The sequence below is a fragment of the Enterococcus sp. DIV1537a genome (assembly GCF_051712085.1).
Classification (GTDB): domain Bacteria; phylum Bacillota; class Bacilli; order Lactobacillales; family Enterococcaceae; genus Enterococcus; species Enterococcus faecalis.
The window spans coordinates 1,768,505-1,784,586 of the sequence record NZ_JBIOOE010000001.1 but is presented as its reverse complement, the minus strand read 5'-3'; the positions used below and the strand labels follow the sequence as shown (position 1 = coordinate 1,784,586).

Sequence of the window (16,082 nt, the reverse complement as noted above, 5' to 3'; positions counted from 1 at the left end):
ATTAAATGACAAGAAAAGAAAAACTAAAGCAAGCCCCAAAAATTGCTGATTTATGGTACCAGCAATAAAAAGAGCGCAGAGGTGTCGCATGACGACAAAAAAGCGACTTAAGCCGCCAAACAAATAGTCGCATACAAAATTATACTAGAAAAATTTTAACACAGAAAAGAGGTTTTGTGAATGAATCGTAGAGAAGCTAATGTACTAGATAGATATTTAACAGAGCCGACTGAAAAACTATATAAGGAAACCTATGAAGATGATCCAGTGGACACTACTGATTGTTTTGGAAATGAAATTGCTGATGAAGACGGTGTGTTTGAGCTAACTTTTGCAATGAAATGTCTTTATACAGGACAACCAGTACTCACCTGTAAAAAAATTGCTACACAAGATACAATCGTTGATTTGATAGAAGAATTAGGCGAAGAAAACGTGTATTTAATTGAATATGTGAGTTCAGGAAAAAGATATAAGGAGGGCTTATTGAATGGCTGAAGCAACCAAAACAGATTTTTCTAAGTTGAATGTTTATCAAAAATTAGCGTATGTGAGACAAAAAGCACCATATATTCAAAAAAGTAAACGTGGCCAGCAGTACAGCTATGTGGGGTCAAGCGATGTACTATCCGCATTAAATACAGTCATAAATCAAGTTGGATTAATTTTGAAGCCAGAAATTGTTGCTCATCAAGTTCGGGAATCACAAGATGAGGTATGGAAAGCGGATAAAGTAAAGAAAGAGCCTGTAGCCAAAAAACGTACAACGTATTTTACAGAGCTAGAGTTAATGATGACATGGATTAATATTCATAATCCTTCTGAGATTGTTGCTTGTTCATGGTATAGCCAAGGAGTAGATATTGAAGGAGAAAAGGGTGTAGGAAAAGCACTAACGTATGCGGAAAAATATTTTTTATTGAAATTTTTTAATATCGCAACAGATGATGACGATCCTGATAAATACCAAAAAGAACAGTTAAAAAATACTGCAATTACTGAACGGCAAATTGATATGTTGAACGCATCAATTAGTAGAGTAGCCGAGCTGGCAGGGCAAGAATTTGAAGCTGTGAAATCGTTAGCTATAAATGATTCTGATTTGAATCCTAAAAAAGCATTTGAAGAATATAGTGCTTATGATTATGGTGTTATTTCTAAATTGCTTGCGAAGTGGATAAATTTTTATGAATCTAGGCAGAAGGTTCAAGAAGATAAGAAGTGATTGAATGATTGGAAAAATCATAAAACACAAAGGAAATAAATTGGCGATTGAGTTTGAGGATGAGATCAACTCGAATTTCCTCAAACTCCTAGCTAACAACGATGACAATTTAGTAAAAGTTGAACTATTAGATAATCGACAAATGTCTCAAAAACAGAATGCACTTTCTCACGTTTTAATAGCTGATATAGCTCGTTGGAGTTATGACGAACCCAAATGGATAGAGGAAGTTTTAAAGTATTACTACGAAGCTAAAAGTGGCGTGTATTTTGAACATAGTAAGGCTACACGACATGAAGCAACAGAATGGATTAGTTTTTTAATCGAATTCATTTTGAAAAATGATGTACCACTAGAAAAGAGATACCAATACTTGCTAGAAAATAACAAATGGTTTTATTACTGCCTTAAATACCGTAAGTGTTGTATTTGTGGGAAACATGCCGATGTTTGTCATATCGAGGTAGTCGGTATGGGGCGAAATCGTCAAAAGATTAATCACGAAACATTTACTTTTTACGCTGGTTGTCGTCAACATCATCAAGAAGAACATCAGATAGGTACTAAGAACTTTTTAAACAAGTATCAAATTAAACCAGTAAAACTAAACGTTGAAGAACGTAAGAAGTTGAATATCGGAGGTTAACAGTTTGGTAGAGGAATTACTTGAAAAATACAGGCAATTAACATCGAGTCAAAAACTATTTTTTGAACTATTAGCATTTGTCTATATCGGTTCAAGAAATGGTAAAGGAATAGCTATTGAAGCACAAACAATAAAAAAAGTCGTTAACGGAGAAATTAAGCATAAATATGTTTATACGGTCGTTGTTGATGAGGAGGATAACTAGTGAATGAACATAGAGGATATTACGCCATTATCCCAGCGATTGTTCGCTATGATAACCACTTAAATGGGAATGCAAAATTATTGTATGGAGAGCTAACGGCATTAGCAAATGAAAAAGGCTATTGTTGGGCAACGAATCAATATTTTGCAAATCTGTATAACGTTAGCAAGCGAACAATTATTTCATGGCTGAAACAGTTAGAAGAAAGAAACTATATAAAAATGCAAATTTTTTATAAGCCAAACAGCAAAATGGTAGATCGGAGACATATCTATATCTTACCGTATCCAACTGATACAGAATTTTACACCCCTAGTGAAGAAAATTTCATCACCTATGGAAAAAATCATCAGGAGGGGGATGAAGAAAATTTCACTACCCCTAGTGAAGAAAACTTCACAGAGAATAATACATTAATTAATAATACAAAGAATAATACAAAGAATATATATAGTGTTGAACAAAGTTCAACCATGTCTGAATTATTTGAAAAGGTTTGGAAAACATATCCGAAGAAAACCAATAAGAAAAAAGCCAAAGAGCAATTCTTAAAGAAAATTAAGTCAGATGAAGACTTCGAACGGTTTAAAACAGGATACAAAGCTTATCTTAAGTATATCAAATTAAACGACTGGTATCATCCACAAGAATTGTTCCGCTGGATACGTGATGAACGTTTTAACGATGAATACGACTTGTCTGAAACGGCAACGCAAGTAAGATATTCAAATAATCCAGTTAGACAAGAGAAGTTGCCAGATTGGGTAAATGAACCAAAAAAAGAAGAGGAGAAACTATCACCAGAAAAGCAAGCTGAACTTGATAGGCAAATAAAAGAATACTTGGAGGGGAAATGATGCGAATTATCCTGCCAATTGAACGAAAACTGCAAAGTCGCCCGAGGTTTGCAAGACGTGGGAATTATGTCCAAACCTATGAAGATAGCGCTATGGGTGCCTATAAACAAAAGGCAAAACCAGAATTGATTGAAAAAGGGGCTATTTTTGCGCATATTACGTTTTACATCGCTACCCCTAAAATAAATACTATTAAGTTCTAAAAAGAAACGCTTAGAAGTGAAATTAGAGCGGAAATATTGCGATAAGAAACCTGACTTGGATAATTATTTCAAAGCAGTCACTGATGCTGCCGAAGGTATTTTATATAAAAACGATGGTCAAATTGCTGTAATGGTTTGTCAAAAGTTGTACAGTATGCGACCACGAACAGAACTAGAAATTACAAGTTTGGAGGAACAAGTGTAGTGGGTAAAACGGGTAAACAGATCAAAGAGAATTATTCGGTTAGAAAGCGAGTAAAGAAGATGCTTAAATTTAAAGAATTTAATATTCAATTATTCGACGTTCACATTTATATAAAAAGGCTAAGTAGTTTTAAAACCAATAAAAAATAGTATAAAAAAACTAACTAGTTTCCGCTAGCTAGTTATAGATACATTTTCATCTCAGATAGAGACAATTAATAATACATTACTATGAAATTTAAGGCAACAAAAAAAGCCAGCTGACCACTAGCTGACTTATGTGGTAGAAACAACTGTTTTCCGCCAGTTGTTCTTTAGGTGTGAGTTAGCACTTTCCCCAAATAAAGTGCTATTAAAAAGCCGATTAAAAATCGACAATAAATCTCTTGCAGAGACGTGTACTACTATTAACTGTTTACCAGAAGTTAATGTAGAAAAGGAGGAAATTTATTTCATAAATAAAATCCCCAAGAAAGTTAAAGTGATTATACCATTGAAAAATAGATTTGAAAATACCTTCTATGCCAAAAATATTTATTAGATGGAAAATATCAAATGAATAAAGATGATGTGAAAGATGACGAATGGAAGATTGTAAAATATTGTAGAATTATTATTGTTTTCTTTATAGTCAACCAATAATTTGTTGACTACAAACATGTATGAGTGATGAATATTTTGATAAATAAATAGCCAGTCGGTTTCCGCCGACTGGCTGAGAAGTGAATAGCTATTGGAATAGTATTCTTAGTATAATTTATATCATATAGAGTCGCTGATGAGCAAAGAATAAGCATTTCTTATATATGTTTGGATAAATAAAAAAGCTACTTAGTTTCCGCTAAGCAACTCTTAAATGATGATATGTTTATTATAAATTATTATACCATAAAAGGAGCGATTTCACTTGATTCTATTGTTAAAAGAAGTAGATTTTCGACAAACAAAAGCGAATGCTAGAAATGTGTTGAAGAGTTTTAGACGTTTAGAGCGAATAGCTGGTCGCTCTTTGATAGATTTAAAATCACCAATTATTACAGAAATGCCTAAAAGCCAAAGCCACGGAAACAAAACAGAAGATGCACTGGTACAATTAGCTGATGCAGAAGCAGAAAGAGATGCAATTTTATCTGCACTTATGGCTTTGAGTTTGACTAGTAGACAAATTCTGCACTACAGTTTTTGTGTGCAGGATCATTACTCTAATTACAAGATTGCTAGAGAAGTTGGATATTCTGAAAGAAGTATTCAACGTATGAAATCAGAAGCTTTAATTGAATTTGCTGAAGCGTATCGAAATGGAAAAATAATCGCCTATAGATAAAATTTTTGGCGGTTTTTTGGCGGAAAGTTGGCGGTTTTTATCAATATTTAGATGTTACTATGGTAGTGTCGAAAGATAAGGAAACGAGGTAAGGCATGCATTACCTATCTTAGCTCCGTTTCGCTTATCTTTGGAGGCTACCTACAAAAAAATAAAGAATAAGGATGTGGAAAGTCCAGTTCTTTCTGTCTCGTTTAGTCTAGGTAGCAAATATTGCAATAAACTTGGCATTAAGCTTACACGTAGACGTACGCTGAAAGCACTTGTCAAGATAGCGCTATGTAAGTTGCAATGATCACTCACAAATCAGACGTTCTCAAACTAAAAGAAATGAGGTGTAATTCCTCTCTCTTTTTTCTACAGGTTTGTGAGTGTTAATGGGGCATAGCTTAACTGGTAGAGCAGCGGTCTCCAAAAACGTCGGTATAGGTTCGAGTCCTATTGTTCCAGTAGGTAGCATCGCTACTTAAATAAAATTAGTATCGTCAATAGATGTTTCTACTACATTCATGATGAGACACTAGCAAGCTGGTGTCTCTTTTTTATTTGTAAGTACTAGTTACACTTGACCAAACGTTTGTTCTCTTTTATAATATAAATTGTAATCCTTATGATTATATCTACTAGAAAGAAGTCAAGAAAATGCTTGTTTTTTTGATTTCTTTTTGATTTAATTATTATTATAGTAGATATTTATTATAAGGAGTGATTTATATGGTGAAAACAACTACCAAATCGTACGACTTTTTTAAGTATAGACGTATAGTAAAAGGTGACATAATAACAGATTTGAGTGAACTTGACAAAAAAATCGATGAATATTATAGATATATACGTAATAATCAAGAATCGAACGTAAACTTCGTTAAATGCTCCAAAAATATTTATGTAGGATTTAGTTATATAAAAAAAATAGAGGTATCGACTGGTTATGTGTGGGTATTTAGCCTATCAAAGGTAGATATTGAAAAAGAAGCTATTGTAAACAGCATTTCTAAATCTGTTCAAAGTGGCAGAAGTGTTTATGCAGAAACGAGTGATGAAGGTCCTACAACAGATACGGTAATTTTGGTTAATCCAATAACAGGTGTGGTTATCATTCCGAGAAATAGAAGTGGAATAGGAAAGAATTTGTTAGTTACTTTCTTTTACAGGATTACCAGAAAACAGGGTGGGGAATTAGCTACGATTATCAATAATACTGACTTAGAAAATATCAACCATATGGATAGTATCCATGAGATTGATATTGCAATCCATAGAGTTGTAGATGAAAATGAATTGAAAGATAACAAAAGAAGTGCAAAAAAGGAACAGAAAATTATAGAAAAGCTAGAAGCAAATCGCGAAAAAATAATTTATACAGGACAGTTAAATATTCATAATGTTGTCAATTACTGTAAAGGATTTTTAAATAAAAAAGAAGATGTAGATAAATTGGTTTTGAAAGGGACGGTGGGAGACAGGGAGCAAGTAATAGATTTAATTAGTAATAGGTTAATCTATGTTGATGATAAGATTCCCTTAAATAAGCAAGGAAAACTTACTATTGAAAATATGGTAATGTCAATAGAACAAGCTTATAACGATAACGAATTGATTTTAGCATTGGATCTGAAATAGAAATTAAGAAGAGAGGAGTTGACGGTGAGATGCTCTGCAGAAATAAGGACATAGTTTTAATCTTTATTGTAGCATTTATAGGATTTCATTTTTTTCTTTATTTAGATCCAAAAACAATGAAACCTAATGAATTAGAAACATTTAACCGTGCTGTAGATGCTGTACTATCATTTGCATCTCTGGCGACAGCATTTCTTTTTTTTACAGTGTCTTTTATCCCGGTAATGGCTGAAAAATCTCCTCTTTTTAAAAATTTAAAAACTGATGTAAAAGTATTAGAAAGAATAATGTTAGACTCTTTTTTATTTTTTTTGACATCGATAATGTCTCTAATCTTTGTTTTTATGGAGATGTTTGCAACACTGGGTTGGCAATTTATATATACGATATGGTTAGCTTTAATAGCAACATCTCTTTTTGGGATGTTGGATATATTTATTGATTTATTCAAAAATATTAACAAAGAAATAAAAAAATAATTTTTTGTTTTAAATAACAGCGTGTAGCTCAATTAGTGAGGTCAGTTGATTTTTAAAATAGTGCATGCGTGCTTGTGCAGATTCAACTCCTGCCACGCCGATATAAAGATCACTCAGTGAGTGGTCTTTTTTCGTACATAAAAAAGCCACTAGAAATGGGATCTAGTGGCTAGGTAGCGTTAGTGAAAATCTCGTGTCACTTGTAGTTTATGAACTTTAGCTATTATGAAAGAGTGCTACCTAAAACAAGTGTAACACAGCTGTCAAGTTTTGTCGGATATTTGGATTGTTTTCACATGAAGAACCACCAGATAAAATATCTAGTGGCCAGACAGCAGATTATGTTTTGAAATAACTGGAAGTGTTACATGAAGCAAAAAGGAGTTGCTGTCTTTCAATGAGTATAACAGGGATTAAAGTGTTTGTCTTACAATAAACAAATATACATAAAAACAATTAGGAGAGAGAACATGAAAAGCTATTGGTAGGTATCGTTAACACATGAATATCCACATCCGAAGCACTCAACTGTTTCAATGCGTGTTGTAATGTCTGTGCAGATAAAAAAGAATGCATCTATTGTTGAAATGACGAGAGAAGCCACGCCGAAGGAAATTGATGCGTGCAAGCTAGTTTATTGTGGTTATGGTAGTTGGAAAGATAAGCATATACAAGAGAATATAGAAATGTATGTGAAGTGATAAATTATTAGACAGAAAGGCGGTGAATAACATGCGAATGACCGAGAAACAGAAACGATTTTGTGACTTTTACATCGAGACAGGAAATGCCAAAGAGGCTGCTATCAGAGCGGGATATAGCGAAAAGACTGCAAAGCAGATAGGACAGGAAAACTTGACTAAACCTGACCTCAGAGCTTATATAGACGAACGCCTCGCAGAACTGAAAAACGAACGAACAGCCGATGCCCAAGAGGTGCTAGAGTACCTAACAGCTGTTATGCGTGGCGAGTACAAAGAAGCAACGCTAATTGGTGTAGGCGAAGGCGCACAAGCCGTTGTAGACATCGATGTGGGCGCAAAAGACCGTTTAAAAGCAGCCGAGCTTCTTGGTAAACGTCATGCGCTGTTCACTGATAAAGTCGATTTACAAACGGGCGATATTGTGATTAAGGTTGGTGAGTGGGATGCAGACGAAGAAACGTAATATCGTTTTAGAGTTTAACTTCCCGTCAAGAGTTTTTAACAAATCGTTTTATGATCGATTGGTGGATTATTCTAAATTCACCGAGGTTTATTGGGGCGGCGCTTCATCTGGCAAAAGTCACGGTGTCGTTCAAAAGGTTGTTTTTAAAGCATGTCAAAGATGGAAGAAACCAAGAAAGATTTTATTTACAAGAAAAGTAGGGCGTAGCTTAAAAGACTCTATTTTCGAGGATGTGAAAGCGTGTCTTTCTGATTGGGGACTGCTAGATAAGTGTAAAGTAAATAACACTGATTTTAGAATCACGTTACCAAACGGCGCAGAGTTTCTTTTCAAGGGAATGGATGACCCAGAGAAAATAAAATCCATCAAAGGGCTGTCTGACGTCGTGATGGAAGAAGCAACAGAATTTACACTAGAAGATTATACACAGCTTACTTTGCGTTTACGTGAACGTAAGCATGTGAAACGTCAAATCTTTTTAATGTTTAACCCAGTTTCTAAACTGAACTGGGTATATAAATCTTTCTTTGATGAGGAAGCAGAAGTCGATCAACGAAGAACGGGTATTTATCACAGCACCTATAAAGACAATCGGTTTCTTGATAGTGAAAATAAAAAGGTGATTGAGGATTTAGCCAAACGAAACCCAGCGTATTATCGCATATATGCTTTAGGAGAATTTGCTACGCTAGATAAACTTGTATTTCCAAACTATCAGAGAAAACGATTAGACAAGCACGACGAACTGTTAAGACAGATTGATTCAGATTTTGGCTTAGACTTTGGGTATGTAAACGACCCTTCCGCTTTTGTGCATGCAAAGGTAGACGAGAAGAACAAACGTATTTATGTTCTTGAAGAATACGTCAAAAAAGGCTTGCTGAATGATGAAATCTCAACGGTTATTAAAGATTTAGGCTATGCAAAAGAAGTTATCACTGCAGATTCAGCTGAAAAGAAATCTATTGCAGAAATCAAGAAGAACGGAATTACTAGAATACGTGCAGCTAAGAAAGGCCCTGATTCAATACGACAGGGGCTTTCTTTTTTATTGCAATATGAGCTAATCGTAGACGATCGTTGCGTAAAACTGATTGAGGAATTAGAAAACTACACATGGGCTAAAGACAAGAAAACAGGGGAGTACACCAATGAACCTATTGATAGCTATAATCACGTGATAGATGCTTTACGATACGCAGTAGAACATCGTAGTAAAAAAGCACGAGGAATTAAGCTACAGAGCGTGAAGGGGGTTATTTAATGACAGAAAAAGTAAGTAGACCAAATACTGAAAGTAAAATACGTGAATTCGTTGACCTTTTAGGAAATCGTGTCTTTTATTGTGATAAAAACGCAAAGATTGACGAACGCTTGGTGGATAAATACATTAATAAGCATCGGAAATTAATTGGGTTTTACGAAGAATTAGAAAAGCTCTACAACGGTCAACATGATATTTATTATCAAAAAAATAAAGGAATTGGAAAACCTGACCATCGAATTGCAGTCAACTTTGCCCGTTATGTTGTAGACAGTTCTGCAGCTTTCTTTAACGGTAAACCAACAAAGATTACTCATCCAGATGGTGAGGTAAAAGAATTTGTTCAAGATTTCCGTAAACGAAACGACGAAGAAGACAACGACGCGGAGCTTTCTAAGCTAACTGCTATTTATGGACATGCTTATAAGCTTTTATATCAAAACGAAGAAGCGGAAACGTGTGTAACTTATTTAAAACCTACACAAGGATTCATTGTTTACGCAGATGACTTATTAAAAGCGCCTATGTTTGCGGTTCTTTACAACAAAATGACAAGGGACGAGTTAACGGCAACTGTTTATCCACAAAATAGCACAGAAACGTTTATTTTTACACAAGACAAGACTTCTAAACGATTGGAAACTAAGAGAGGACCAACCGTTTTTCAGAAAGCCTTGTCTTATTTATTAGGTGGAAAAGAGGCAATCGCTAATCCGTACGGTGAAGTGCCTATGATTGAGTTTATGGAAAATGACGAACGACAAGGACGTATTGAGTCTGTGTGGTCGCTGATTAATAATTACAACGAAGCTCTATCAGAAAAAGCGAACGACGTGAGTTATTTTGCGGATGCCTACTTAAAAATGATAGGGGTAGATTTAGCTGACGAAAACGTCGCTTCCTATTTACGTGATAACCGAGTGATTAATAGTGCTGAGCCTTTAAATGAAGGCGAATCGGTAGATATTAATTTTTTAGATAAACCTAGTTCAGATACAACACAAGAAAATCTATTAGACCGATTAGAGCGGTTAATTTATCAAATGTCTATGACTTATAATGCAAACGATGAAAGTTTTAGCAATAACGCTTCTGGGATTTCGCTAGAATTTAAAATGCAAAATCCTAGGAATTTAGCACAAGCGAAAGCTAGGAAGTTTAAAAAAGCATATGCGCAAATGTACAAAATGATTTTTTCATTGCCTACGAATGTACCTGCCAATAAAGCTAAGGAATGGTTTAATTTAGAATACACTTTTGACTTTAATATTCCGCGCAATATTAAAGACGAAGCGGAAACTGCACAAAAACTTGAAGGGATTGTTTCAAGAGAAACGCAATTAGGCGTATTATCGATTGTTCCTGACGTAACTCAAGAAATGGAACGTATAAAGGACGAAGAAACGGAAGAACGTTTAAATCCACAAGTTGATTTCGGTAAATTTACTCGAACTACGGAAGAAGTGACCGAAGAACATGAGTAATTATTGGGCGGAACGAGAAGCAAAACATATCGAAGAAATGCTGAAACGACATGTGAATTACGAACAAGAAATTCATAGACGGTATTTACAGTTATGGAAAACGATAGAAGCAGAAATTCAACAGTTTTACGTCGCTTATGCAGGGAAAGAGAAGATTAACATTGATGAAGCGAAACGACGTGCAAGTAAACATGACGTACAAATTTTCGCGGAAAAAGCGAAACGTTATGTACAAACAAGAGATTTTTCAAAAGAAGCTAACGAGCAATTAAGGTTATACAATTTAACTATGAAGGTTAATCGTTTAGAGCTTTTAAAATCGAAAATAGGTTTGTATTTAACAGACAACACTAATCAGCTACAGACCTATTTTACAGCAATGTTAACAGAGGAATCTGTAGCGGAGTTTGTACGACAAGCGGGGATATTAGGCGAGTCTGTTCTTTCCGAAGAAACTTATCGATTGTTTACTAAAGCGATTATTGAGGGGTCGTTTCATAACGCGACATTTTCTCAACGTTTGTGGGCAAACCAAGATGTTTTGAAAGCGAGTATCGATCGCTTATTAACAGTTGGGCTAGCAGCAGGTAAGCATCCAGATGTACTGGCTAGAGAGCTACGGAGATTAGTTGTGATTGACAGCTTGCGAGGAAAGGAAACGGCTGATTATGTCGCACGTCGGCTAATGATTAGTGAATCTGCAAGAATACAAAGCGAAGTACAAAAGCAAAGCTACGAAAAATATGGGTATGAAGAATACAATCTAATTGTAGAACCAAGCGCTTGTCCTATTTGTGTAGGAATAGCAAGTGCAAATCCACATAAGGTTTCTGAAATGAGCCCAGGAATCAATGCAAGTCCTATTCACAACTGGTGTCGGTGTAGTACTGCACCTGCTTATAAAGACAAAAAGTTCTAGCGAAAGTTAGGCTTTTTTTATTTGCCTTCTTACTGCTTACAGGCGTTAAAGAGAAAGCTGTTTCGATTGATAGGCGTAACCTATTAATTTCGATTAGCCACGTAATGGCTGGAGGTTTTAACATGAACGAAGAAAAACACTTATTATTACCGATGGATTTACAATTTTTTGCAGATGAGCCAAATTCTGATGAGCCAAACTCTGACAATTCAAACGAATCTGGGAATTCATCGACAAAGGATTCTCAAAATCCCAAAAATGAAAATCCAGACGGAAAAGAAACTGGAAAGACTTTTACCCGTGAAGATGTATCAAAAATGATTGCAGCAGAAACTAAGAAAGCAGTGGAGCAAGCAAAATCTGATTGGGAAAAGCAAAAATCTTACGAGCAAATGACTGCGGAAGAACGTGTTAAGGCGAAAGAACAAGAAGCCGCTGACAAAGAAGCACTAGCGGAAAAACGAGAAAAGGAAGCCCAAGCTCGTCTTGACCGTTTAACGCGTGCCGAATCTGTTCGTAATGATTTATCCGAGAATGGCCTTTCCGACTACGTAAGTGCTGCGCAAGCCGATTTATTGCTTGTGAAAGATACAGACGAGGATACAAAGAAAGCTGTAGACGAATTAAAACAAATTATTTCAAAAGCTAGAGATGGTATCCAAAAAGAATTGCTGAAAGGTCAAACTGTAAACGTTGCTACAGCAACAAAAGAGACCGATTGGCGCAGCAATTTGACTAAAAATTTAGAAAAGAAATAGGAGATGAAAAATTATGCCAGTTATTTTAGATAGCAAAGATTTAAAAGCAATTGACAAAGAATTTGCCGCAGGTTCGCAAGTTTGGGATTTATTGAAAGGTGGAGCTGCTGCAGTAACTGAAGCGGATTTTGTAGGCGCAAAAGAAGTCCGCATCAACAAAATGAAAGGTTTTACTGCTAGTGATTATAAACGTAACGAAGACAATAAACGTTCTAAAATTGATGTGGCAAAAGAAACGTTCAAATTAGAGAAAGAGCGTTGGTTTGGATATGACTTAGACACATTAGATCAATCAGAAAATGCTTCCTACGAAGTTCAAGCGCTTGTGGAAGAGCATACTCGTTTAATTGCGATTCCTGAAAAAGATCGAACTGCTGTACAACGCTTATTAGAAGCGGCATTTGCTGAGGCTGCGGATGATGATAGCGAAGGAAAATACGTTGGAAAAACGGTAAAAGAAACCATTACTACAGAAAACTCTTTAGCTTCTTATGACGCAGCAGAAGCGTATATGACAGATGCAGAAATTGTCGGTCCGTTTATTATGTTTGCATCCACTGACTACTATTCAGCATTAAAAAATGCAAAAGGTGTTTCAAAAACATTTACTACGAACGAGCAACAAATTTCAGGTATTAACCGTAAAGTTGCGCAGTTAGACGGTTCCGATACTATTATTCAAAAAGTTGCAAAATCTCGTTTACAGGTAGATTCTACGAAGAAAATTAATTATATTCTTGTGCCTTTGATGGTTTGTTCGCCAGTTGAAAAATACAACTCTATTGATCTAATTCCAGCTTCACAAGACCGTGACGGCTACAGAGATACCATCAAAGGATTAAACTATTATGATGCTATCGTAACTGAAAAAGCTCGTCCTGCCATTTACGTTTCTTACGATTCAAAGTAAGCGCCCCGACCGTTAAAAAGGTAACACCAACGGCAGATGGGGCAGTTGTTGAAGCAGAGTAGGTGAAAAAATGACTCTTTCAGATTATCGCGTACTACTGGATATTTCAGAGGATACCTACGAAAAAGATAAGGCAAAAATTATCAAAATCTGGGACATTACTGAAAAACAGCTGCGAGTAAAATTGAAAGCTGATAAAATACCAGAAAAATTGGACTATATTGTTCCGTCAATTGTAGTGAAACGATATAACCGTTTAGGTTTTGAAGGCATGGAACAACACTCTCAATCAGAAGAAACAATCTCTTATAATTTGGATGACTTCGGGGAATTTCAAGATGAGATTAACGATTATCTTGAAGAACAAGGCTTGATTCGTAAAAGGAAGGTGTCCTTTTTATGAGAACCTGCATTAATTACTACAACAAAAAACACGAGCTGATTTCGGAAAAACTGATAGGTAATGTAACCGAAGTCGGAACGGAAAAACAAATGACCATTTTCCCTAACATAAAGGAGCAGATGGTCATTTTTCGTTTTAGAGATCGCCTAGCTATTCGTTCAGGATTTCTTGAATACTACGATGAAGAAGAACAAAAAAATCGAAAATTTACCGTTGTTAAAAATTTGCGTGTTAGCAAAGGAACTTCGGTTTATGGAAGCGAATATCGATGACTTACCGAGTAGATATTTCAGGATTGGATGATTTAATCGAAGCGATTGAAGAAGCGAAAAAGCTAGACGATGTAAAAGAGGTCGTCAAAAATGATACTGCTTATATGGCAAATCAAATTGCAGAAGAAACACCAGTCAGAAGTGGATACTTAAAACGAAGTGAGACACCTTCTATTAAAGATGATGGAATGACTGGTGAAGTCGAAGCGATGGCTGATTATTCGCCATATGTAGAGTATGGAACGCGTTATATGTACGGACGTTTCTATATGAAAAAGGGCCATGCGGCAGCTGCTAAAAGATTTCTTGATAATATGGAGGCGTTAGTAAAATGACCTTTAAAGATCCGTATTCAGAGCTTTACGAAGCATTATTTATCACTCTGGAGCAAGCAGGCTATGAAACCTATGGGCATTTGCCAGATGATGAGGCTTCTTATCCGTTTGTTTTCTTAGGTGAACAATGGTCTAAGGATAGACAAACAAAAACAAGAACGTTAGGTTCAACAAATATTATGATTCATGTTTATGATCATGACGACAAACGTCGAGAATTAAATCAAGTATTAGCCGATGTGCGAAAAATCGTTCATGAATTGCATCAGACTAAGAACTTTAATTGGTTAGTAACGGAAAGTAGCACAGAAGTGATTTATGAAAATACAACCAATTTTGGTACGAGCCTTGCACACGGTGTACTTGACATCACGTTAGAATTTGAATAAAGAAAGAAGGAAACTAGAAATGGAGAAAGCAATCCAAGGTAAAAAAATTAAGTTAATGTTTCGATTAACACGTGAACGTGCGACAACAGCAGCGAAGTTATTAGCTTTAGAAATTTCACACGAATATAAGTCAGAAACAAAAACAGATACGCAATCAACAAAAGATGGGAATATTCCTACATCAGGAATGCCGTCAGCTTCCATCGAAATGGAATTTTTACGGACAGGCACAGAAACTTACAACATGTTGAAATATGCGTACCGTAACGGGCTAGAAATTGATGTATGGCGCATTAATTTTGATAAAAAAGACCCAAAAACAGGGAAATACGAAGCGGAATTTGGCACAGGTTTATTGGATTCATTCGGAGATTCTGCTGAATCTGATTCTAATTCAAGCATTAAGCCAACTCTAGTTTTAAATGGTGATTTAGTGGAAGGATGGGCAACAGTTGACACTGAAAACGAAGAACTTGCGCGTGCTTTCTTCTACGACACTGTAGCTGGTGCGGAACCAGAGGAGCCTGTAGAAAAATACACACCAAAAACAATTGAAGTACCTAAAGTTGAAAGTATAACGCCGACATCAGATGGCGCCGTTGTAAAAGTGAAGGAGGAAGAATAATCATGGCAATTACTTATCGTATTTACAAAGGTAGTGAAAAAGTAGTTGAAGGAGCAAGTCCATTAACTATTACAGGACTTGATGCAGGAGCAAAAGTAGCAGCAGGAACGTACCATATTGTACGTGTGCAAGATGAAAAAGAATCTGAAAAAGTAGCTATTCCAGCTTTTACCGTATTGGCGGGGCGCTCTTTGGAAAATAAACCAACAGAAGCAAATACTATTCCTGAAATCAAAGAATGGTTAACTGCTCACAGCATTGATTTTACAGGAAAAACAACGAAAACAGATTTATTAGCATTAGTACCATAATTAAAAATTAGGAAGTAGGCGGCAATGTGAAGGCATTGTCGCTTTTTTAGGAGGAATTTTACATGTCAACAAACGTAAAACCTGTCGCAACAATTAACGGAAAAAAATATCCTTTGGTTTTCGGTTTTAAATTTTTAAATGAAATTAACGCATTAAAACCTGACGTTGAAGAAGTGGAAGGCTTCGTTCAATTGGTTGGCGGATTACAAGATGGCGACGCTTTTGCCTTTCAAAAATTAATGCATGCAGCGTTAATTACTTATGATGACTTAACAACGAAAGAAATTGACGACTACTTAGAAACGTCAGATGAGGCTTTAACGTTGTTTGAAAATTTTATCTCTTTCTTGGAGCAAGCACCGTTAACGGCTCTTCGAACGAAAAAAGCACTAGAAGCAATCAAAAAAATCATGGCTTACATGGAACAGATACAAGCCAATCAACAAGAAACGACAGCCTAGATTATGACGAAATAGTTG

Annotated in this window: 21 protein-coding genes, 1 tRNA gene and 2 pseudogenes; all 24 read left to right on the top strand. The window is 35.6% G+C overall.

The features are described from left to right. Nucleotides 1-180 precede the first annotated feature (180 nt). The 24 genes and pseudogenes from IGJ41_RS08885 (at nucleotide 181) to IGJ41_RS08770 (ending at nucleotide 16,064) form a co-directional block, all read left to right on the top strand. Nucleotides 181-498, top strand: coding sequence for a hypothetical protein (locus tag IGJ41_RS08885; protein WP_002357007.1), 318 nt, complete (start codon nucleotides 181-183; stop codon nucleotides 496-498). Beyond that, nucleotides 491-1,225 carry an ERF family protein gene (locus tag IGJ41_RS08880; RefSeq protein WP_002364345.1) on the top strand — a complete coding sequence of 245 codons (735 nt, stop codon included), beginning with the start codon at nucleotides 491-493 and terminating at the stop codon, nucleotides 1,223-1,225. Before IGJ41_RS08885 ends, IGJ41_RS08880 begins: the two co-directional genes overlap by 8 nt. Nucleotides 1,226-1,229: 4 nt before the next feature. Next, nucleotides 1,230-1,871 carry a putative HNHc nuclease gene (locus tag IGJ41_RS08875; RefSeq protein ID WP_002364344.1) on the top strand — a complete coding sequence of 214 codons (642 nt, stop codon included), beginning with the start codon at nucleotides 1,230-1,232 and terminating at the stop codon, nucleotides 1,869-1,871. A 4-nt stretch (nucleotides 1,872-1,875) separates the two neighbouring features. Next, on the top strand, nucleotides 1,876-2,076 hold the full coding sequence (locus tag IGJ41_RS08870) for a hypothetical protein (RefSeq protein WP_002357010.1): 201 nt from the start codon (nucleotides 1,876-1,878) through the stop codon (nucleotides 2,074-2,076). After that, a complete protein-coding gene (locus tag IGJ41_RS08865) occupies nucleotides 2,076-2,933 on the top strand; it encodes a helix-turn-helix domain-containing protein (RefSeq protein ID WP_002364343.1) in 858 nt (285 codons plus the stop codon). The genes IGJ41_RS08870 and IGJ41_RS08865 overlap by 1 nt, the downstream gene beginning before the upstream one ends. Next, nucleotides 2,930-3,341 (top strand): annotated as a pseudogene (locus tag IGJ41_RS08860) (RusA family crossover junction endodeoxyribonuclease). The gene IGJ41_RS08865 and the pseudogene IGJ41_RS08860 overlap by 4 nt, the downstream one beginning before the upstream one ends. Before the next feature lie 906 nt (nucleotides 3,342-4,247). Further along, complete coding sequence (locus IGJ41_RS08855) at nucleotides 4,248-4,664, top strand: ArpU family phage packaging/lysis transcriptional regulator (protein WP_002357018.1); 417 nt, start codon at nucleotides 4,248-4,250, stop codon at nucleotides 4,662-4,664. Between the two features lie 378 nt (nucleotides 4,665-5,042). Next, nucleotides 5,043-5,114 (top strand) — tRNA-Trp (locus IGJ41_RS08850). A gap of 264 nt (nucleotides 5,115-5,378) precedes the next feature. Continuing rightward, on the top strand, nucleotides 5,379-6,287 hold the full coding sequence (locus tag IGJ41_RS08845; protein WP_050443860.1) for a hypothetical protein: 909 nt from the start codon (nucleotides 5,379-5,381) through the stop codon (nucleotides 6,285-6,287). A gap of 116 nt (nucleotides 6,288-6,403) precedes the next feature. After that, the gene (locus tag IGJ41_RS08840; protein WP_224800088.1) at nucleotides 6,404-6,766 is read left to right on the top strand and encodes a hypothetical protein; all 363 of its coding nucleotides are present in this window, start codon (nucleotides 6,404-6,406) and stop codon (nucleotides 6,764-6,766) included. 470 nt (nucleotides 6,767-7,236) lie between these two features. After that, nucleotides 7,237-7,467, top strand: a pseudogene (locus IGJ41_RS08835) (hypothetical protein). A 31-nt stretch (nucleotides 7,468-7,498) separates the two neighbouring features. Next, on the top strand, nucleotides 7,499-7,933 hold the full coding sequence (locus tag IGJ41_RS08830; RefSeq protein ID WP_002364295.1) for a terminase small subunit: 435 nt from the start codon (nucleotides 7,499-7,501) through the stop codon (nucleotides 7,931-7,933). After that, nucleotides 7,914-9,197 carry a PBSX family phage terminase large subunit gene (locus IGJ41_RS08825; protein ID WP_002369892.1) on the top strand — a complete coding sequence of 428 codons (1,284 nt, stop codon included), beginning with the start codon at nucleotides 7,914-7,916 and terminating at the stop codon, nucleotides 9,195-9,197. The genes IGJ41_RS08830 and IGJ41_RS08825 overlap by 20 nt, the downstream gene beginning before the upstream one ends. Further along, complete coding sequence (locus IGJ41_RS08820) at nucleotides 9,197-10,681, top strand: phage portal protein (RefSeq protein ID WP_002388192.1); 1,485 nt, start codon at nucleotides 9,197-9,199, stop codon at nucleotides 10,679-10,681. Before IGJ41_RS08825 ends, IGJ41_RS08820 begins: the two co-directional genes overlap by 1 nt. Beyond that, nucleotides 10,674-11,600, top strand: coding sequence for a minor capsid protein (locus IGJ41_RS08815; protein WP_033593778.1), 927 nt, complete (start codon nucleotides 10,674-10,676; stop codon nucleotides 11,598-11,600). The genes IGJ41_RS08820 and IGJ41_RS08815 overlap by 8 nt, the downstream gene beginning before the upstream one ends. 122 nt (nucleotides 11,601-11,722) lie before the next feature. Then, nucleotides 11,723-12,358: a DUF4355 domain-containing protein gene (locus IGJ41_RS08810; protein WP_010710204.1), complete on the top strand. Its 636-nt coding sequence runs from the start codon at nucleotides 11,723-11,725 to the stop codon at nucleotides 12,356-12,358. A gap of 13 nt (nucleotides 12,359-12,371) precedes the next feature. After that, complete coding sequence (locus tag IGJ41_RS08805; RefSeq protein WP_002363368.1) at nucleotides 12,372-13,268, top strand: hypothetical protein; 897 nt, start codon at nucleotides 12,372-12,374, stop codon at nucleotides 13,266-13,268. A 70-nt stretch (nucleotides 13,269-13,338) separates the two neighbouring features. After that, nucleotides 13,339-13,671, top strand: a complete 333-nt coding sequence (locus tag IGJ41_RS08800) for a phage head-tail connector protein (RefSeq protein ID WP_002363369.1) — start codon at nucleotides 13,339-13,341, stop codon at nucleotides 13,669-13,671. Then, nucleotides 13,668-13,943: a hypothetical protein gene (locus IGJ41_RS08795; RefSeq protein ID WP_002364301.1), complete on the top strand. Its 276-nt coding sequence runs from the start codon at nucleotides 13,668-13,670 to the stop codon at nucleotides 13,941-13,943. Before IGJ41_RS08800 ends, IGJ41_RS08795 begins: the two co-directional genes overlap by 4 nt. Continuing rightward, nucleotides 13,940-14,278 carry an HK97-gp10 family putative phage morphogenesis protein gene (locus IGJ41_RS08790; protein WP_002381734.1) on the top strand — a complete coding sequence of 113 codons (339 nt, stop codon included), beginning with the start codon at nucleotides 13,940-13,942 and terminating at the stop codon, nucleotides 14,276-14,278. Before IGJ41_RS08795 ends, IGJ41_RS08790 begins: the two co-directional genes overlap by 4 nt. Beyond that, on the top strand, nucleotides 14,275-14,667 hold the full coding sequence (gp17, locus tag IGJ41_RS08785) for a tail completion protein gp17 (RefSeq protein WP_002381735.1): 393 nt from the start codon (nucleotides 14,275-14,277) through the stop codon (nucleotides 14,665-14,667). The genes IGJ41_RS08790 and gp17 overlap by 4 nt, the downstream gene beginning before the upstream one ends. A 19-nt stretch (nucleotides 14,668-14,686) precedes the next feature. Continuing rightward, the gene (locus IGJ41_RS08780; RefSeq protein WP_002381736.1) at nucleotides 14,687-15,292 is read left to right on the top strand and encodes a phage major tail protein, TP901-1 family; all 606 of its coding nucleotides are present in this window, start codon (nucleotides 14,687-14,689) and stop codon (nucleotides 15,290-15,292) included. Nucleotides 15,293-15,294: 2 nt separating this feature from the next. Beyond that, nucleotides 15,295-15,603, top strand: coding sequence for a hypothetical protein (locus IGJ41_RS08775; protein ID WP_002381737.1), 309 nt, complete (start codon nucleotides 15,295-15,297; stop codon nucleotides 15,601-15,603). A 62-nt stretch (nucleotides 15,604-15,665) separates the two neighbouring features. Continuing rightward, complete coding sequence (locus tag IGJ41_RS08770) at nucleotides 15,666-16,064, top strand: tail assembly chaperone (protein WP_002363376.1); 399 nt, start codon at nucleotides 15,666-15,668, stop codon at nucleotides 16,062-16,064. Nucleotides 16,065-16,082 lie beyond the last annotated feature (18 nt).